Source organism: Pseudomonas sp. Z003-0.4C(8344-21) (genome assembly GCF_900104975.1).
In the GTDB taxonomy this organism is placed as follows: domain Bacteria; phylum Pseudomonadota; class Gammaproteobacteria; order Pseudomonadales; family Pseudomonadaceae; genus Aquipseudomonas; species Aquipseudomonas granadensis.
The window spans coordinates 5,495,107-5,511,043 of the sequence record NZ_LT629756.1 but is presented as its reverse complement, the minus strand read 5'-3'; the positions used below and the strand labels follow the sequence as shown (position 1 = coordinate 5,511,043).

Below are 15,937 nucleotides of genomic sequence, written 5' to 3'. Positions count from 1 at the left end.
AAACTGAGCGAGCCTGCTCGCGATAGCGCAGTGTCAGCCAGCATCGAATCGCCTGACACAACGCCATCGCGGGCAAGCCCGCTCCCACAGTTATGTAGGAAACTCAAACTATGCTAGCCTGCAATCAGTGATTTCATTGATTACAGGAGGGCGGGTATGGCCAGCATCACAATTAGAAATCTGGATGAGAAGCTAAAGGAGCAGTTGAGAATTACTGCTGCGCACAATGGACACTCTATGGAAGAAGAGGCTCGCCTGATATTGGGTAGAGCATTGGCAGCCGTTGATCGAGCCGGAGGACTTGGCAGTCGGATTCGCGGCCGGTTCAGCGCTGTCGGCGGAGTCGATCTCAAGCTGCCCGAACGTTCCGAAAAAGCCACTGCGGTGGATTTTTCTGAATGATAGTGCTTGATACCAATGTTCTTTCGGAGTTTATGCGAGTTGAGCCTGAATCCCGTGTACTGGCTTGGGTTGATGCTCAGCCCGCAATGGAGTTGGCAGTCAGTGCAGTTACGGTGGCAGAAATACTTCATGGCATAGCAAGGCTGCCGTCTGGCAAGCGCAAACAGAAACTTGAAGCCCATGCTATGGCAATGTTCGAAGAGGACTTTGCCGGACGAATCCTGCCGTTCGATGCTCATTCAGCCGTTGAATACGCAACGCTCGTAGCTGGTGCGGAGGCGAAGGGAAGGGGAGTCGCGATGGCTGACGCGCAAATCGCTGCAATCTGCCGAAGCTGCGGTGCTGCAATAGCGACGCGAAATATCAGGGATTTCGAGTTTTCCGAAATCGAAGTGATCAACCCGTGGGAAGCATGAGGCGCTTTTAACCATTCGAAATGACATCGCGGGCAAGCCCGCTCCCACAGTTTTCGAGGCGAACACATCATCTGTGGACGACCCAAAAACCTGTGGGAGCGGGCTTGCCCGCGATTGGGTTTTAGCTTCAGCGCAACATGAGCATCAAACGCGGAAGTGGCTGACCATCTGCTGCAACTGACCACCCAGACGCGCGAGTTCAACGCTCGACGCGGCCGTTTCATCACTCGCTGCGGCGGTCTGTTCAGATACATCGCGCACGTTGATGATGCTGCGGCTGATCTCTTCGGCCACGGCGCTTTGCTGTTCGGCAGCGGCGGCGATCTGCTGGTTCATCGATTGGATGTTCGACACCGTGCGGGTGATGTTTTCCAGCGACGCACCGGCCTTGCGGGTCAGGGCGACGCTGCTGTCGGTCAGCGCGCGGCTGTTGTTCATCACCGCAGACACTTGTTGAGTGCCGTTCTGCAGACCAGCAACCAGACCCTCGATTTCCTCGGTGGACTTTTGCGTCCGCTGGGCCAGACCACGGACCTCATCGGCAACCACAGCAAAACCACGACCGGCCTCACCGGCGCGGGCGGCTTCGATGGCGGCGTTCAGCGCCAGCAGGTTGGTCTGTTCGGCTACGGCTTTGATCACGTCCATGACGCTGCCGATCTTGTCGCTTTCCTGTTGCAGCACGCTCATCGCTTCGGTCGAACGCACCACTTCGCTGGCCAGACGCTCGATCTGCGCGATGGCTTCGTTCACCACCTTGTCGCCTTCACGGGCTTCACCGTCCGCCGCCGCAGCAGCTTGCGAGGCTTCTTCAGCGTTGCGCGCGACTTCCTGCACGGTGGCAGTCATCTCGTGCATGGCAGTGGCGACCTGATCGGTCTCGACTTTCTGGCTGTTCACGCCGGCACTGGTCTGTTCGGTCACGGCCGACAGTTCTTCGGCGGCGCTGGCAATCTGGGTCACGCCATCGCGGATACCGCTGATCAAGTCACGCAGGGTCACGCCCATGCGAGCAATGCCTTGTTGCAGCACGCCGAGTTCGTCGCGACGCGTGACGGTCACGTTCTGGGTCAGGTCGCCGCTGGCGATGCGCTCGACCACGGCCAGGGTCTCTTGCAGCGGACGGGTGATCTGGCGGGTGATGATCACCGCAGCGATCACGCCCACCAGCAACGCCAGCAGGGTACTGATCAACTGAAAGGTGCGGGCCTGAGCACTTTCGACGTCACGACGGTCGAGCTGAATCTGGTACAGCTGCTCGCTCAGGGACACGATGGTGGTGCCCTGGTCAGTCATTTCCTTACGCGCCTGCACCGCTTCGCTGTTGGCATTCTTGAACGCCATCAGCGAGCTGCGGTAGTTGACCAGCGCGGTCTCCAGCTGACGCAGCGCGTCTTGCTGGGTCGACGCAAAATAGCTGTTCAGTGGCTTGAGGCTGGCAAGCGCCGCATCGATCTGGCCGACGGCTTTCTGCTCGGTTTCGGCATTGCTGGTGGCGGTGTAGCCGCGCACTTCGTAGCGCGCGAGGATGAACGCTTCCTTGGCCGCCGTGACCGCCTGGAACTGTTCGAAACGCTGCTCGCTCAGCTCCATCTGCTGCACACGCTGGCTGATCGATTCGATCAAATCGTACGCGGTCGCGGCGTTGACGCTCATGCTGTCGCGGGCGCTGTTGCCGGTGCGATAGGCGTTGCGCATCTTGTTCAGGGAAATCTGATATTCGGCAATGGTCGCAGCCTGCTGTTTAAGCAGTTTGACGTTTTCCGGGCTCTTGAATTTGCTGATCAGCGCTTGCTGCTGAGCGGCGAAACCATCGAGGGTGGTCTGCACGTTCTGCGCGGCGGTTTCATCGCCATTGGTCAGCATGTATTGCAGGCGCACCACGCGCAGTTTGGTCAGGCCGCTGTTGAGCTGAGTGATGTCGCTCATCCAGTTGCTGCGGTCGATCAGCCCGCCGAGGCTGGTCCAGCCGGTCAAGGCCAAAACGCACGTCAGGGCCAGCACCAGTCCGAAGCCCAGGCCCAGTTTCATGTTCACGCTGATGTTGCCGAACCAGCTATTCATCAATAATCCTCCAGAAACGTTGGGTTTCTTGGTCGTCAGTTAAGCTGGAAGATTGTTGTTCTTTTGAGCCAGCAGGGGTGTAAGCAGGACTGTATCGGCCGCAAATCCGAGAGCTGAAAGGTTTTTTGTCCTGCGGTACGGGGCGCCCGCTGCCAAGACTTTTTTCACATGGGTTTCACCGGTCGCCGACGCCGGGCTCGGTACCCTCGCCGCATCGAATGACAGCAGATGCATTGCGGCGAGGCGGCTTTTTGTGGAATTGAGACTGAACCTGTTTGGCGTCAAACGCGCGATCGATTTGCGCGTACTGGCGCGTTTTCGCGACACCTGGGTGGTGCTGGCGGCATCCATACTGGTCATCCCGCTGACCCTGTGGTTGCTGGCGCCGACAGCGGTGCCGGACCTGGCGCACGGCAACGTCGCCGGCGCGCAGGCATTGGCGCAGGACTGGGCCCAAGGCGACGTGATCGCCCTGGTGCGCCACGTCGAGCGCTGCGATCACTCGCGAGCGCAATGCCTGAGCGGCCACGACGGTATCACCGAGCGCTCGCGCAGTGTCGCCGTCGCGGTCGGCGCGCGTTTCGAGCAACTGGGCTTGAGCAACGCCGACATCTACAACAGCCCGTCGATGCGCACCGTGCAGACCGCCGGCTATATGTTCAACCACGCCGCCAGCGGTGATGACTGGCTGATCAATTGCCGCGGACGAATGCTGCAAGACGCGCTGGCGCACAAAGTGCCGGGCCGCAATCTGATCCTGGTGACGCACAGCGAGTGCATGGCGCAAATTGAAAAAGACTTGAAAGTACCGACCTCCAACCCAGATTACGGCGCGTCTCTGTTCGTTTCTGCTGCCAACACCGCCGCGCCAAAAATGCTCGGTTTTATCGAAGCCTCCGACTGGCGCACGGTGACCACCCGATGAAATCTCGTTTCTACGCGTACAACTTCGGCATTCCACTGCTCTGCGCAGCGCTGGTGTTCCTGATGTTCGACATGACCGGTATCGACATCGCGATCAGCAACCTGCTGTTCGATCCGCAGACCCAGACGTTCCCGATCGACAAGATCCCCTTCTTCGAAAAACTCACCCATAAATGGGCGCGGATCATTCCCGACTGGACGGCAGAAATCGCCCTGATCGGTGCGCTGCTCTCAGTGATCTGGCCGCTGGTAAACCCGCAAAAGCGCCCACGCCTCGGCGCATTTCTGCAACGCAGCAAAGTCGCACCACTGCTGCGATTCTGCGCAGAACACCGTAGGGATTTTCTCTTTGTGGTGGTCGCTTTTGCGGTGTGCACCGGGGTGATCCATTTCCTCAAGTACCACACCAGCGTGTACTGCCCGATCGAAACCACCTTGTACGGTGGAAAAATGCCCCACATCGAGTGGTACCAAAACTTCCAGCTGTTTCACGAGGCAGGCAGTGGTCGGTGTTGGCCGGGGGGACATGCGTCGGGCGGCTTCACCATGCTGGCGCTGTACTTCGTCGCACGCCGCTATCAGTGGCGTTTGTCCAAGGCCATCCTGTGGGGCTCGCTGCTGCTGGGATTCATCTATGGCACCACCCGCGTCCTGCAAGGCTGGCACTACATGTCCCACACGCTGTGGGCGGGCATCTTCGTCTGGCTCGCCTGTTTGCTCACGGCGCTGGCCTTCTATGGATGGGCGCGGTTGGCGTTGCCAGTGCTGGAGCGGCGCGAGCCAAACGCTGTCGGCGCGCAACCCGAGGTTTCCCTCTGAGCCGATCTAAAAGAAGCGCAAAACCCGCCATCGGCGGGTTTTTTGTGCGCTGCGCGACCTCAATAACTGACGAAATAATACGCTTGGCGCCCGACCTTCAGAGTCTTCAGCACTTTGAGTGGCGCAACGGGTGCGCTGTCGCCGGCCATCACCGCGACGTGGGCTGACGAGGCCGCGAGAAAATCACGCAGTTGCACATCGGTATCCAGGCCCTTGAGCACTTGCCGGGTGTAGAAAACGCTGGCGCCGCCGACCCGTTCGTTGGCTTGAAACAGCGCCACCTGGCGACCTTCGGATTGCAGCTGCTGAATGTGTTCGCTCAACGGCAGGAACGAGAGTTTCTTGTCGGCATGGGGCAGCGCCCATTGTGCGGCGACCAGATAACTTGCGATCACCAGCGACAGAATACCCACAGCCAAAGTCTGACGATGACGGGCGATTCGGCGTACCCACTGCTCGGTGGACTCGTACGCCTTTAACCGCTCGAACAGCACGTTCGCGTATTCTGCCGCAATCACCGCCGCGGCCGGCGTCATCGACATCAGGTAAACCGTGCGTTTACTCGACGCCAGCGTCAGCATCAAAAATTGCGCGACGATCCACAGGCTGAAGAACAGCAGATAACGGTTGGCCTTCAACTGTTGGCGAAAATGCCAAAGGCCCAGGTACACCAGAATGTTCCACGGCAGGAACGCTTCCGGCAGCTTGGCGAGGTAGTAATAGAACGGCTCATAGTGCCCCGCCTCGACGAACGAACCGCTGAAGCGCCCGACACTGTTGGTCAGCAGCACTTCGCGCACAGCCTGGGCACTGCCGTGCTGAAACAATATGATCAGCCAGATCATCAGCGGAATCAGCCCGACCAGCGTCCACAGCGCAGGTCGCAGCCAATCGGCGATTTTCAGGAGTCGGTCGATCAGGTTGTCAGCCAGCAAATAAGCAAAGATCACCACCCCCGGCATGGCCAGGCCCAGTACGCCTTTGCTCAACGTGGCGATGGCAATCCCGACTGCGAACAACAACGAGTTAGCCACAGTCGTGCGGCGTTGCGCCTGAAAGAACGCCAACAGCGCCGTGGTCACGCCGAGCGCCAACAATGCATCCTCGCCGACGCCACGCACGTTGCTCCAATAACTGGCCATGGTCGCCAACAGAATGCCTGCGGTCCAGGCGACCGTTTTCGGCCGTTCGAAACGCCGCAACATGCCGTACAGCAGCAACACGCTCAACAGCCCGGCCACCGCCGAAGCCAGCCGTACCGCCCACGGCGACTCGCCGAACACGCGCATGGCACCGGCGTCCAGCCACAGGCTCAGCGGTGGTTTTTCCAGAAACGGCTCGCCGAACAGACGCGGCGTGACCCAGTCATCGTCCAGATGCATTTCCATGGCGATGCCGGCAACGCGGGCCTCGGTGGAGCCTTGCAATTGATGACCACCAAGGGCAAAGAAAAACAGCAGGGCGGCAAGCAGAAACAGCGAAGTGGCGGCACGCGACATGGCTTCAGGCAACCGGAAAGGACGGAAGGCCCGAGCATACGTCGGCAATGCTTAACAAATTGTGAAACTCAGGTCAGCGGGCGCGACCAGCGTTTCTCCGGCGTCTCGAACCGCGCATTGACCAGCGCCGTCAGCACATGATCCTGCCAGCGCCCGGCAATGTTCAGGTACGCCTTGGCGTAGCCTTCCTTCTCGAAACCCAAACGCTCAAGCAGCCGCGCACTGCGCTCATTGCCGGGAATGTAATTGGCCATGATCCGGTGCAGATTCTGCGTATCGAACATATAACCAATGCCAGCCTCCAGCGCCTCGGCCATCAAACCCCTGCCCTGATGTTTTTCATCCAGGTGATAACCCAGATAACACGCCTGAAACGCCCCGCGAATAAGACCACTGAAATTGCACGCACCGATCATCTGCTGACCATCCAGCGTCAACAGCGCGAAATGCATCGCCAGCCCGGCTTCGAACGCACTGGCCTGAATATCGAGACGCCGACGAATCTGCTCGGTGGAAAAATACTCAGTGGTACGAATCGGCGACCACGGCGCGAGGTGACGCTGGTTGCGCTGGTAGAACGCACTTTCCAGCTCAGCCTGATCCGGATCGAGAATCGCAAGCGTCAGGCGCTCGCAGGGCAGGGTCAATAGCGGCATCGGACGCTCCGGCGCGAGGAATCTGCTCGCAGAGTCGCGCAATCACGGGGTGACGGCAAGTCGGGGCGTGGCAGGGACTTTCTTCAAGGCAAAAAAAAGCCCGCAGGAGCGCGGGCGAACCGTAGTTTCTTGAATGAGCGAGAGGACTGTACAAGGGTTGGCGGCGCAGGAGCAGTGAATAAAAATTCATCTCGATAGGTGGCTGACAACGCGGTCCCCAGGCTTTGGAAATCAACGCGTCTGACCGACTCAGTGGCAGGTTTCCGGCCCGGCAGCCGACGGATCAAGATTGTCCCGCGCCCGGCAAACCAGCATCTCCGCCATCGCACTCAACTGCTTGATCGCCACTGCCACATGATATTTCGAACCATCGAACTCATCGGCGAACGTGGCGCTGATGGCCACGAGGGAATCGAGAATCTCACTGGCATGGTTGAGCAACGTCAGCGTGTCGACATCGTCACGCACTCTGATCAGTTGGTTGAGCGGCAACGCCCGCCGCCGGCTCGACGCTTCGGGGCGGGCGGTGGCAGTGGAGGGGGCGACAGGACTGGCGGACAGCGCATCGGCCGTGGCCGGGCCAACCAGCGTGAGCCGGGTGATTTTCTTCATGATGGAGCTCCGTGGGTGAACATTCACAGCGATTCAACTGCCAGACCGTCCGCTGGATGGCAGGAATGGAGGAGGGTAACGGCGAGGGGGAGGGAGCGCCAGTTCATGGGAGTCGACGCGGGTTGAGGGAAAAGTCCTAGGATGGTTTTTTTGTAGGATGGAGATTTGGGAATAGAGCTTCGGGTATGTGTTCGTGATGGGAACTGCAGATACGACAAGGCCCGCACTTGGCGGGCCTTGTTGATGAGAGTTGGTGGGCCGGGGTCATTTGAACTGGTATGAATATGTCCCGAAAACATTGGTCTTCGTATGGTTCGAAAATTTTAGGGATACAGAATGGGATACAAAAAGCGTGGCCTGCTATCCCTAAGAGGTAATTCACTTCTTCGAGTTGGTGTCCTCCTCGGCACGCAGCTCGGTTTCGCGAATGACTCGACCAGTGGTTCCATCAATTTTGAAGACCGTTCTGTCAACAAGCAGGAAGGTGTTTTTGCTATCCGCCAGAATCAGGTGGCCTTTGATCTTGTTACCTTTGTCTGTCAGAACTGTGTGGGTACTCTCCAAAGCATTAGGTTGGGGCAGACCTGTGTACTCACTGAATTTTTCCAAGCCCATACCTTTGCCTTTCTGAACACCAACTGCTGGGGCAAAAAATATTAAGAACATGGAAAAACCGATCCAGGTGGAGAGGCCAACAATTACCCCTGCCTTCAGGCGTTTTGTGATGAGTCCAATGAAGGCCGCCGCAACACCAATAAATACTGAGGCTAGTAAGGCTGGCCCAATGATAGGAACACGACTTGCTGCTGTTAAGGCCCCGCTAAAAACATTCACGTATCCGTGGAGCAATAGGGTCGGAGTACCCAGCGTGAGCTCGTTTGTATCAATACCAAATTGCTCGTAGTAACCAACGAGCACCGAGTATCCGGTGACTATAAGGGCTGCCTGTAAGACCAACGCCCCGTAGATGAGCAGCTTAAAGGCTAAGTCAGTATTCGTTTTTGCGTCTTGGGGATCGGCTGGTTCGGGCACGTCACGAATGGTTTTCAACGGACTCAAGGAAATGTTGACCGGTGTCGTCAGCTCGACCTTGAGTTTTTTTTCTCTGTTCCAGAACACGTTTACTTCCTTGTTAGCTATAGAAGGGGAAACATACTCAGTCATGAAGTCTCTTGCTAGTGGGGCGTTGAACGAGAAATTGCCGGGGGCCCCTGAGGGTTTTACGGAGGTACGGGGTCGGAAACCCGCGGGTTCTTGGTAGTGGGAGGCCTCCCAGCTTACTGAAATTTCAGTCATTGAAATCGAAAGCATTTGCTTGAAATAAGACCATCGTTACTGCTTCGGTAATGATGGTCTTTTGTGTTGCTGATTCCTCATGCCCTGAGCTGCCAACCGAGTCAACCTGTCAACCAATCTAAAAAAGTCAGCCACTACCAAGATCCCGCGGGTTTTATGCCCCGTGTCATTCAGAAATGCTCAGGGTCCCCGGCGACCTCCCATCATCTTGTGCAATTGCACTGGTGAACTGGGTGTTCACCCGGTTCACCTGTTCACTAAGCTGGGCACCTGTCCGCTAACAAAGTCCGGCGGGTTTCCGACCCCGTATATGTCGCTTTAGCGCAGGGGCCCCCAGCTCCCGCGGAATCACCCCGCTGGTGGAATTGATTTCTGACGGGGAGTGGGGTAGATGCTTTAGAAACGAGGTGTAATAAGTGTTACAGGTGTAACGATACCTCCTAAGTCATTGATTTTATTACATATATTGCGCGTTACACAGGCCGTTATTGCGAAGGGCATGAGGTGTATCAGGGACGCAGTGTGTAACGTTTTCAGTCCCTCTGGTGAGCCAAAAAAGCTCGTGCCGCGCGTCAAACAGAACGCTCGCATTGATCCCTTAGCCATCATCCTGCCATTCATGCCATCATGCCGCCAATGCGATTGTAGGAAAGGTTCAACGTCACTGTTTTCACTTATTACCAAGATAAGAACATAAGCCAATACTAAAAGGATTTAATATGCTGCAAAATTTGAAAATCGCTCTCCTCACTCAAGAACAAAACGTATGGTTTATACGTGCAGAAAAAGGGAAGTATGCTAAACACTTTCGTGCAGGAGGCGTAATAGCAATCGAACACTTGGAAAGAGCTTATGGTGGAATCATTCCTAATGAATTGCCAACTGAGGAATTTATTAGAGCTCAATTACTAACCAACGAAAAATACAGTGAATTTCGCGATAATACGAACGGGAAAGAGAGTCGTAAACTCAATAGGTCTGGGTTTAATGTCTTGAACCAAATCAGAAGATTTGCTAATGATATTAAATGCGGAGATCTTATTGTTACCCGAAACGAAAAAGATGATGGTTATAGTTTTGGGATCTGTAGCGAAACTACTCCGTATATCGATCAGGCACCCATTCGCATACCAACAATAAAAAAAGATGGTACACCAGGCTTTGAACGTTCCTCCTTAAGTTATAAACTGCGAAAACATGTGGTCTGGGGGCCCTCCATCTCTCGATCTGAGCTCCCGGGTGCGGTTAGAAAAGCTACAAGCGGCCAACAAACAGTTACGTCCCTAAATAATCACAAAGAAAAAATCTTTCACCTGATTTATCCATTTTTCACAGATGGCGAATCGCTGTTTTTCTCGAATAAAATAAAAACCAGTCATCGTGTAAATGCGCTTGCTGTAGGCAAGCTATTTCAAAATGTCGCGCTAATCAAAAGCCTTAGCGAGACACTTCTTGGTGAAGAGTTTTCCGATTTAAGTCAATTAGCACGGTTAATCGAAAGTGCGATACTTTTGGGTAAGAGTGACATAGTCACCTGCCAAGCTGAATTTATGTCTCCGGGTGATATGTGGTGCCGAATACCACTCATTGGCGACTCCCTTACTAATCAAATTTTTGCTTGCGTTTTGGCTTGTCTTTTACTTACTGGTCAGGTGAAGGCGGAGGAGATAGCGAGCCTGACAAACAATGAGGCAATACCGACACTTACTGTTAAAAAAGATACGGGCGACATATTTAATGATAGATATAAAACGCCAGTAGTATCCCAGAAGCTAAAGTCAATTGCGAAGGCAGCTGGTTCTCAAGCTGAGGTTATTGAAAGTCAAGATCACTCAATCACTGAGGTCAAGAAAAGTCTGAATTTAAGCATTACAAAGGTGGATACTGAAAAGCTCGAAGGCTTCGAATTTGGCATAAACGTGTTGGAGATAGGAAAATCCCATGAAAATCGTTGAGCCAATTAGTAGCGCCCTGCTAATAACTGGCTGTGTCTATGCTGCTGGCACAGGCCAAAATAGTGCATTCATGCGAGAGTTTGGTATTAATCCAGAATTCAGTCAGCCATCAGTCGACAAGATATTATATGACGGTGGTCTTATTACATTTGAGATTTTTTATCACCATTTAAAGGTTATTGCTCTAACATCATTTGTCGTAATTATTGTTTTAGCTGCCATATGGGCTGCAGCAAAATTCATGAAGCCAAATTCAGCGATTGCGAGAGCGCCGAGCCACTTCAGTAAAATAAAAAGCGCGTTGCAGTATACCCCGGCTGGACTGCTACTACTGCTCTATATAATATTTCTATGCTTTTCGTCATACCAAAAATCGCAAGACGTCGGTGTGAAGCTTTCGGAGACATTTATGGAGAGTTGTCACTGGGTGATTTTAAAAGACAAGGAAAATACTACCAAGGCTTGCGCCTTCAGAAAGGATAAAGACTCCATCTGGTATTACAATATCAAGGATGGGGGGTTAAATATAAACTCCAAGTTGTTGACAGAGTTAGGGCAGGTCACTTATATGGAGCCTCAGAAAAATTCGATCACATCAGAGTCCGCTAAAGACAAAAAAGATGGATCATAATTTCCGAATAACTTTGAGCCTATATCTTTACATTCCGCAAATTTGAATCGGCTAATTCCAGTTTTGTTCAATTGGCTAGTTGATTGTGGCCGTCAGCGCTCGATGTAGGTCGGACGAGCTTAGGGTGCTTGTGTCTCGCATTAAGCCAAACTCCCTGAAGCAGGTGGCTGACAATATCTACGCCAGACACGTCTACCTCTGTTGTCCAAATCCGAGTACTATCTGAACGGAAAATTCGCTAAATTTAAGTCTGATGAGTGAACTATGACGCAAAAAGCTGAAGCTTTGAATTTATTGGAACAGACATTGAGGGATTTGGACTCGCCCAAGAGCTCGGTCTTCTCGTCAGTACAAAAATTATCTCGGGCAGCAGTGCTAGTAGATAATCTTGATGTTCAAATATGGTGCCAGATTCAATTTGGTGATCACAAGTACGTAGGCGAAATACAGAAGCTTTTAGCCACTCTAACTAAAAATGACTATTCAAGTGATGAGGTCAAGCAGCAAGAAATAGATAAGGATATAAGAAGGCTCGAAAAACTTGGTTTGAAGCGAGGCTTGCACTTGGTCACCGAGGAGTTGACTTTCAAAAATCATGTTGCAGGTGGTGGTTTTTTGAGCGTCGGAGTTATCGAAGAGCGATATTCTGATCTTGCAAAAAACAAAATTGGCAATGACGGAACTTATTATAAAACACCTCTTTACAATCATCTTAGCTATGTTCGTAGAAAGGCGCATGAGTTTGCTTCAGAGCTCTATAATAAGCTAAGGTTTTCCGGTACGGTCAGTAGTAGCTTTGATGTGTTAAAAACAGTTGTCGATGACAAACTTCTGGACCTAAACCCGTTGTTGGCTGAGCAGTTAATGATAGTTTTCCGCTCAGTATCCGCATCTAACGCGGAAGAGTGGTCCCAAGCCCTCACATCTTGCCGACGGCTTCTCGAGGGTTTAGCTGACGAGCTTTATCCATCGAATCAGACCTCCGTTAAAGGACGGACGCTCGGTCAGGGGCAATATGTCAATAGGCTTTGGGCATTTATGGATAGCGCTATTGAATCAGAAAGCAATCGAGATTTAGCTAAAACGCATGTCGATTTTCTGGGTGCTTGGCTTGAAAAAACGAATAAAATAACAAATAAAGGGGTTCATGCTGAGGTTGAACAGGTAGAAGCGGTTAAAGCAGTTTTTCATACATATCTTGTAATTGCAGACCTCCTGGAGTACATGGGGGAGTCGCATAAAATCGCAACTTGCATTGACGTCAATACGGCGACAATTGACGAACTTGAAGCGTTACTTGACGTGAGTCGAAATACTGCTAAAGAAATAATCAAGGCGCGAGTTCAGCATGGATCGCTTGATAAAAGTTCTTTGTCTAAGGTTAAAGGTGTTGGTGCCAAGACGATGTTAAAAGCGGTCGAGGTATTTAACCTGTAGCAGAAAATCTTATTACTTTGTGGGTTTCTAAGAATTGGGAGGTGCGTTTCCACTGCTTTCTTAGAGGGCTATCTTTCGCCGGCAACTCGCTCATTGCCTGTGAGGGGGAGTCGCGTTTTGAGCTGACTATGTGGTTCCTTTTATACATTCTTAAGGTCAGACAAGCCTTTTCTCGTTAGAATCATCGATCCAAGAGTGGCCAAAGAACCGCATTAACATGTCACCAACTATTTCATTCGCAGCGCCACATCCCGCCCTCTCGCACCTTTCGATTACTCAAATTCTCGAGCTGCACACCCGGTTTATGAACGGGGAGAAAGTGAAAGACCTGCTTGTTGAGTATCACGTTGAGACCTCCTATAAGCAGTTACAGCCGCTTTTGCCATTGAGGGTTCTAAACGACAGCCCGTGTCCCAGTTGCGGTTCTCCAATGCAGCAGAAATGGCAAACCAAGAGCTATGGCATGCCAGCACCGTTCTGCAAGCCATGTGGCCACGAACAAGGCAGCCATTGTTGCTGTCATCATTGTATCGAGCAGCGAATTCGCCGCGCTAATAAAGAATGGGCTGGGCAGCGGCTGCCTTATAGTCGTCTCCTCCTCAAAGACAAGATTCTCCTCACGGCCCTGCTTCTCACCCATGTTGGCGGTGTAGCCAGCGTAGCGGGGACCGGTGACTTAGGGGCATTTGCACCAAGTATCAACGGTACCCAATCCTTCATCGGCGCGCTGTGGGGTGCAGGAGCAATAGTTATGGTCAGTGCCCCTCATTGGGTAACCGACAGCTTGCGCTCTGAATGGATTTACGCCGCGGAGGAGTATGGTTGGTCAAACAATGTGAGCGCTGACACCGCCGATGACGCGGCATTGTCTGCATCGGAGCTATTGCTACGACTACGCGCAGACTTAGCCTCGAGCTTGGCGTCTTCGGATGAAACGGCCTTAGTCGGCATGATCAGGGAAGTGGCAGAAGACTACGCCTTTAGTTATCTAGACTTGCAGATGAGTAAGCAAAAGTTAGATATCACGTCAGAATCCGCTACTCGAAAAGTGTTGCGAGCGCTGATTGAGGTCTTGTCTCTGGCGGATATCTGCGCTATCGGCTGGCAGGCCGCCAGGGACTGCGGAAATGCATACGAAAATAAAGTTGCCACGAGCCGCAAACATGCAGCGAATATGCTACCCGGTGCAATGACTAGGATCGCAGAAATGAGATCGCGTAAAGCCGATCCATGGAAAGTTGAACGAGCACTTAATCGGGTGTCACGCATTGAGCGAGTCTTGCACGATCTGCTCTTCGGCGGCCACGACAGTTTTTTCAACTGGCCGCTGAATACCTACTACACGGACGTCGTACTGCCGCGAATTCAGAATGGTCGTATTGTAACTCCGAGCAAGTTCCCGTACCAACCGCCGAGGTAACTCGTTTTCGCTAAAGTGGGAATCGCTGATCGTGAGAGGTCCAGCAACAAGGCTCCGTAGGCATACCAGTCGAGCGGATGACTTTAATATTTACGGTTGCCGCGCTTCTCCTAGACGACCTGTACGATAAGCAGTTCATTGGCTGGAAATCTGCAACTGTGGACTGATGTCAGGCCTTTTCTTTCGTAACAAAAAGGGCCCGACTGGGCCCTTTTTCAGGTTAAGCAGAGTTAGTTCTTCAGCCATCCTTCGACGACGTTGGCTCCGTGTTTCGCTTTCCACTCTTTCAGCGCTTTGTGATTCCCGCCCTTTGTTTCGATGACTTCACCAGTGTTCGGATTTTTGTAGACCTTGAGTTCGCGTGGTTTACGTGTGCTGGCTGCTGGAGCTGCACCTTGACGCTTCGCCGTGGTCTGCGGTTCTAGAATGTTGATGATGTGCTTCAGACTGAAACCATAGTGTTCAAGCAGCTTGCGCAGCTTGGTCTCGAACTCGATTTCTTTCTTCAGTCCGTCATCACCTTTTAGTGCTTCCAGTGCCTGGAGCTGCTCAGCGAGGTGTTTTTCCAGCTGGCGGTACTCTGCGAGTTTGGACATTGTCTTTCCCTTGAGTGATCGTGAGTAGTTATTAAGATAAAACGAGTTAGTTATAAGTTCACCGCTATTTTCGACGGTTCAGTTGGTTGTCAATGTGGGTCATTTCCGATTTGATCGCGTTAATCGTCAGCGTTTGTATTGGACTGGATTTGCCCGGGCCTGCGTTGATGGTCTTCAAGAGGGCATTGAGATGGGCCTTCCGAGTTTTGAGCGTGTCAGACCAACTGGCGCTGTTCTGTATCGGCTTGTTCATTACGTTCATCCTTGCGTCGTTCTGGATTGTTCATATCTTCGAGGTACTGCGGTATCGTCAGGCTGTCGAGCTGATTAAGTCCCGCGCGCGATATTGGCGCGAACGAGCTGATAGCTCTTCCCACGTCCAATTCCCAAAGTTCTCACCTTGCTCTGGAACGGCAAGCTTCATAAGTCCAATCTGGTCACGGTCAAGCAGGTTGTAATTGGCCCACAATTTTCCGCCCACCTCGAACAACGCTTTTGCGGCCTCGTTCCACTTCTCTTCGAGTACCGTTTGCGATAGCAGCAGGGCGGTGCGCTCTATCCCCTTATGCTTTACGTGTGCTTCTGCGATGTATTTATCTACGGTGACCAGCTCCTGCTCTAAAGCCTTCATGATCAGGTGTTGGCGACGATTGTGTTCGGTGGCCACCGTGAGGTTCTTCGCCGCCTTCTGCGCATCAGTGTTGGCGGTCTTCTCGCCTTCGGTATCACCCCAGGCGACTGCCTGCGCGTAAGCCGTGGCAGCGTCCGTCTCGGCCTGACGAGCTCTCGCCATGTCCTCTTCCGCCTGCTGCTGAATCTGCTCCAAACGGTTGCTGAGGCTTTGGCGCTTCTCCCTCAACTCCTGTTCATCAGCGGTCCAGTTATCCATCGCTTCGATGTATCCCGCCATCAGTGAATCGCAGTAGGCAAGGTTCTCGCGGCGACTGATCTTCCTGTCCAAAAGGTCGGCGTTGTTTTTGCGCGAATCGAAACTCCGTTTCAGCTCGTTGTACCTGTTGCGGAGTTCGCGCTCCTGAGTCGGCTCGATGGTTTCCTCGCCTTCCAGCACAGCCTCAAGAGGCAGTAGTTCGGCATGCAGTTGGTCGGCCTCGCTCAACAGATGGTCGCGACGGTCTTTCAGGTTTTGAATCTCGTTCATGTGGTTGGTCTCTGTTCAATTCGATTGTGGGTTTGCTGAGTGGCTGGCGAG

At 53.1% G+C, this 15,937-nt stretch carries 16 protein-coding genes and 1 pseudogene; 8 read left to right on the top strand and 9 right to left on the bottom strand.

Features of this window, described 5'->3' with window-relative positions:
- The first annotated feature begins 156 nt into the window (after positions 1 to 156).
- Both BLU24_RS24935 and BLU24_RS24930 read left to right on the top strand, forming a co-directional pair.
- Positions 157 to 402: a FitA-like ribbon-helix-helix domain-containing protein gene (locus BLU24_RS24935; protein WP_093104871.1), complete on the top strand. Its 246-nt coding sequence runs from the start codon at positions 157 to 159 to the stop codon at positions 400 to 402.
- A complete protein-coding gene (locus tag BLU24_RS24930) occupies positions 399 to 818 on the top strand; it encodes a type II toxin-antitoxin system VapC family toxin (protein ID WP_093104867.1) in 420 nt (139 codons plus the stop codon). Before BLU24_RS24935 ends, BLU24_RS24930 begins: the two co-directional genes overlap by 4 nt.
- A 144-nt stretch (positions 819 to 962) precedes the next feature.
- Here the strand turns inward: BLU24_RS24930 and BLU24_RS28295 are convergent, their stop codons facing one another.
- Positions 963 to 1,667: a methyl-accepting chemotaxis protein gene (locus BLU24_RS28295; protein WP_370593651.1), complete on the bottom strand. Its 705-nt coding sequence runs from the start codon at positions 1,665 to 1,667 to the stop codon at positions 963 to 965.
- Between the two features lie 201 nt (positions 1,668 to 1,868).
- Positions 1,869 to 2,747: pseudogene (locus BLU24_RS28290) on the bottom strand (methyl-accepting chemotaxis protein); the annotation flags it as partial.
- 388 nt (positions 2,748 to 3,135) lie between these two features.
- Here BLU24_RS28290 and BLU24_RS24920 point away from each other — a divergent pair.
- Both BLU24_RS24920 and BLU24_RS24915 read left to right on the top strand, forming a co-directional pair.
- Positions 3,136 to 3,807, top strand: a complete 672-nt coding sequence (locus BLU24_RS24920) for a histidine phosphatase family protein (RefSeq protein WP_093104859.1) — start codon at positions 3,136 to 3,138, stop codon at positions 3,805 to 3,807.
- A complete protein-coding gene (locus BLU24_RS24915) occupies positions 3,804 to 4,625 on the top strand; it encodes a phosphatase PAP2 family protein (protein ID WP_093104855.1) in 822 nt (273 codons plus the stop codon). Before BLU24_RS24920 ends, BLU24_RS24915 begins: the two co-directional genes overlap by 4 nt.
- 59 nt (positions 4,626 to 4,684) lie before the next feature.
- Here the strand turns inward: BLU24_RS24915 and BLU24_RS24910 are convergent, their stop codons facing one another.
- From BLU24_RS24910 to BLU24_RS24895, 4 genes are all read right to left on the bottom strand, one after another.
- Positions 4,685 to 6,124 (bottom strand): ArnT family glycosyltransferase, encoded by a 1,440-nt coding sequence (locus BLU24_RS24910; RefSeq protein ID WP_093104851.1) that lies wholly within the window; start codon positions 6,122 to 6,124, stop codon positions 4,685 to 4,687.
- 68 nt (positions 6,125 to 6,192) lie between these two features.
- Positions 6,193 to 6,780 (bottom strand): ribosomal protein S5-alanine N-acetyltransferase, encoded by a 588-nt coding sequence (gene rimJ / locus BLU24_RS24905; protein WP_093104848.1) that lies wholly within the window; start codon positions 6,778 to 6,780, stop codon positions 6,193 to 6,195.
- Between the two features lie 249 nt (positions 6,781 to 7,029).
- Positions 7,030 to 7,392: a DUF6124 family protein gene (locus BLU24_RS24900; RefSeq protein WP_093104845.1), complete on the bottom strand. Its 363-nt coding sequence runs from the start codon at positions 7,390 to 7,392 to the stop codon at positions 7,030 to 7,032.
- A 378-nt stretch (positions 7,393 to 7,770) separates the two neighbouring features.
- Positions 7,771 to 8,556, bottom strand: a complete 786-nt coding sequence (locus BLU24_RS24895; RefSeq protein WP_231982447.1) for a hypothetical protein — start codon at positions 8,554 to 8,556, stop codon at positions 7,771 to 7,773.
- An 851-nt stretch (positions 8,557 to 9,407) separates the two neighbouring features.
- Between BLU24_RS24895 and BLU24_RS24890 the strand changes: the two genes are divergently transcribed.
- From BLU24_RS24890 to BLU24_RS27715, 4 genes are all read left to right on the top strand, one after another.
- Positions 9,408 to 10,643: a hypothetical protein gene (locus BLU24_RS24890; RefSeq protein ID WP_083354178.1), complete on the top strand. Its 1,236-nt coding sequence runs from the start codon at positions 9,408 to 9,410 to the stop codon at positions 10,641 to 10,643.
- Entirely contained in the window at positions 10,630 to 11,274 is a 645-nt protein-coding gene (locus BLU24_RS24885; protein ID WP_083354179.1) for a hypothetical protein, read from the top strand. The genes BLU24_RS24890 and BLU24_RS24885 overlap by 14 nt, the downstream gene beginning before the upstream one ends.
- A 264-nt stretch (positions 11,275 to 11,538) precedes the next feature.
- Entirely contained in the window at positions 11,539 to 12,711 is a 1,173-nt protein-coding gene (locus BLU24_RS24880; RefSeq protein WP_083354180.1) for a ComEA family DNA-binding protein, read from the top strand.
- 217 nt (positions 12,712 to 12,928) lie between these two features.
- Positions 12,929 to 14,131 (top strand): hypothetical protein, encoded by a 1,203-nt coding sequence (locus BLU24_RS27715; RefSeq protein ID WP_157720872.1) that lies wholly within the window; start codon positions 12,929 to 12,931, stop codon positions 14,129 to 14,131.
- A 230-nt stretch (positions 14,132 to 14,361) separates the two neighbouring features.
- Here BLU24_RS27715 and BLU24_RS24865 read toward each other — a convergent pair whose 3' ends face one another.
- From BLU24_RS24865 to BLU24_RS24855, 3 genes are all read right to left on the bottom strand, one after another.
- Positions 14,362 to 14,727: a histone-like nucleoid-structuring protein, MvaT/MvaU family gene (locus BLU24_RS24865; protein ID WP_093104838.1), complete on the bottom strand. Its 366-nt coding sequence runs from the start codon at positions 14,725 to 14,727 to the stop codon at positions 14,362 to 14,364.
- Between the two features lie 64 nt (positions 14,728 to 14,791).
- Positions 14,792 to 14,980 carry a hypothetical protein gene (locus tag BLU24_RS24860; RefSeq protein WP_083354184.1) on the bottom strand — a complete coding sequence of 63 codons (189 nt, stop codon included), beginning with the start codon at positions 14,978 to 14,980 and terminating at the stop codon, positions 14,792 to 14,794.
- Positions 14,981 to 15,037: 57 nt separating this feature from the next.
- Positions 15,038 to 15,886, bottom strand: a complete 849-nt coding sequence (locus tag BLU24_RS24855; protein WP_231990175.1) for a chromosome segregation protein SMC — start codon at positions 15,884 to 15,886, stop codon at positions 15,038 to 15,040.
- Positions 15,887 to 15,937 lie beyond the last annotated feature (51 nt).

Excerpts from the sequence above, each read along its gene's own strand:
- BLU24_RS24935 (WP_093104871.1), top strand. The coding sequence starts at position 157 with ATGGCCAGCATCACAATTAGAAATCTGGATGAGAAGCTAAAGGAGCAG.
- BLU24_RS24930 (WP_093104867.1), top strand. The coding sequence starts at position 399 with ATGATAGTGCTTGATACCAATGTTCTTTCGGAGTTTATGCGAGTTGAG.
- BLU24_RS28295 (WP_370593651.1), bottom strand. The coding sequence starts at position 1,667 with ATGACTGCCACCGTGCAGGAAGTCGCGCGCAACGCTGAAGAAGCCTCG.
- BLU24_RS24915 (WP_093104855.1), top strand. The coding sequence starts at position 3,804 with ATGAAATCTCGTTTCTACGCGTACAACTTCGGCATTCCACTGCTCTGC.
- BLU24_RS24910 (WP_093104851.1), bottom strand. The coding sequence starts at position 6,124 with ATGTCGCGTGCCGCCACTTCGCTGTTTCTGCTTGCCGCCCTGCTGTTT.
- rimJ (WP_093104848.1), bottom strand. The coding sequence starts at position 6,780 with ATGCCGCTATTGACCCTGCCCTGCGAGCGCCTGACGCTTGCGATTCTC.
- BLU24_RS24900 (WP_093104845.1), bottom strand. The coding sequence starts at position 7,392 with ATGAAGAAAATCACCCGGCTCACGCTGGTTGGCCCGGCCACGGCCGAT.
- BLU24_RS24895 (WP_231982447.1), bottom strand. The coding sequence starts at position 8,556 with ATGACTGAGTATGTTTCCCCTTCTATAGCTAACAAGGAAGTAAACGTG.
- BLU24_RS24890 (WP_083354178.1), top strand. The coding sequence starts at position 9,408 with ATGCTGCAAAATTTGAAAATCGCTCTCCTCACTCAAGAACAAAACGTA.
- BLU24_RS24885 (WP_083354179.1), top strand. The coding sequence starts at position 10,630 with ATGAAAATCGTTGAGCCAATTAGTAGCGCCCTGCTAATAACTGGCTGT.
- BLU24_RS24880 (WP_083354180.1), top strand. The coding sequence starts at position 11,539 with ATGACGCAAAAAGCTGAAGCTTTGAATTTATTGGAACAGACATTGAGG.
- BLU24_RS27715 (WP_157720872.1), top strand. The coding sequence starts at position 12,929 with ATGTCACCAACTATTTCATTCGCAGCGCCACATCCCGCCCTCTCGCAC.
- BLU24_RS24865 (WP_093104838.1), bottom strand. The coding sequence starts at position 14,727 with ATGTCCAAACTCGCAGAGTACCGCCAGCTGGAAAAACACCTCGCTGAG.
- BLU24_RS24860 (WP_083354184.1), bottom strand. The coding sequence starts at position 14,980 with ATGAACAAGCCGATACAGAACAGCGCCAGTTGGTCTGACACGCTCAAA.
- BLU24_RS24855 (WP_231990175.1), bottom strand. The coding sequence starts at position 15,886 with ATGAACGAGATTCAAAACCTGAAAGACCGTCGCGACCATCTGTTGAGC.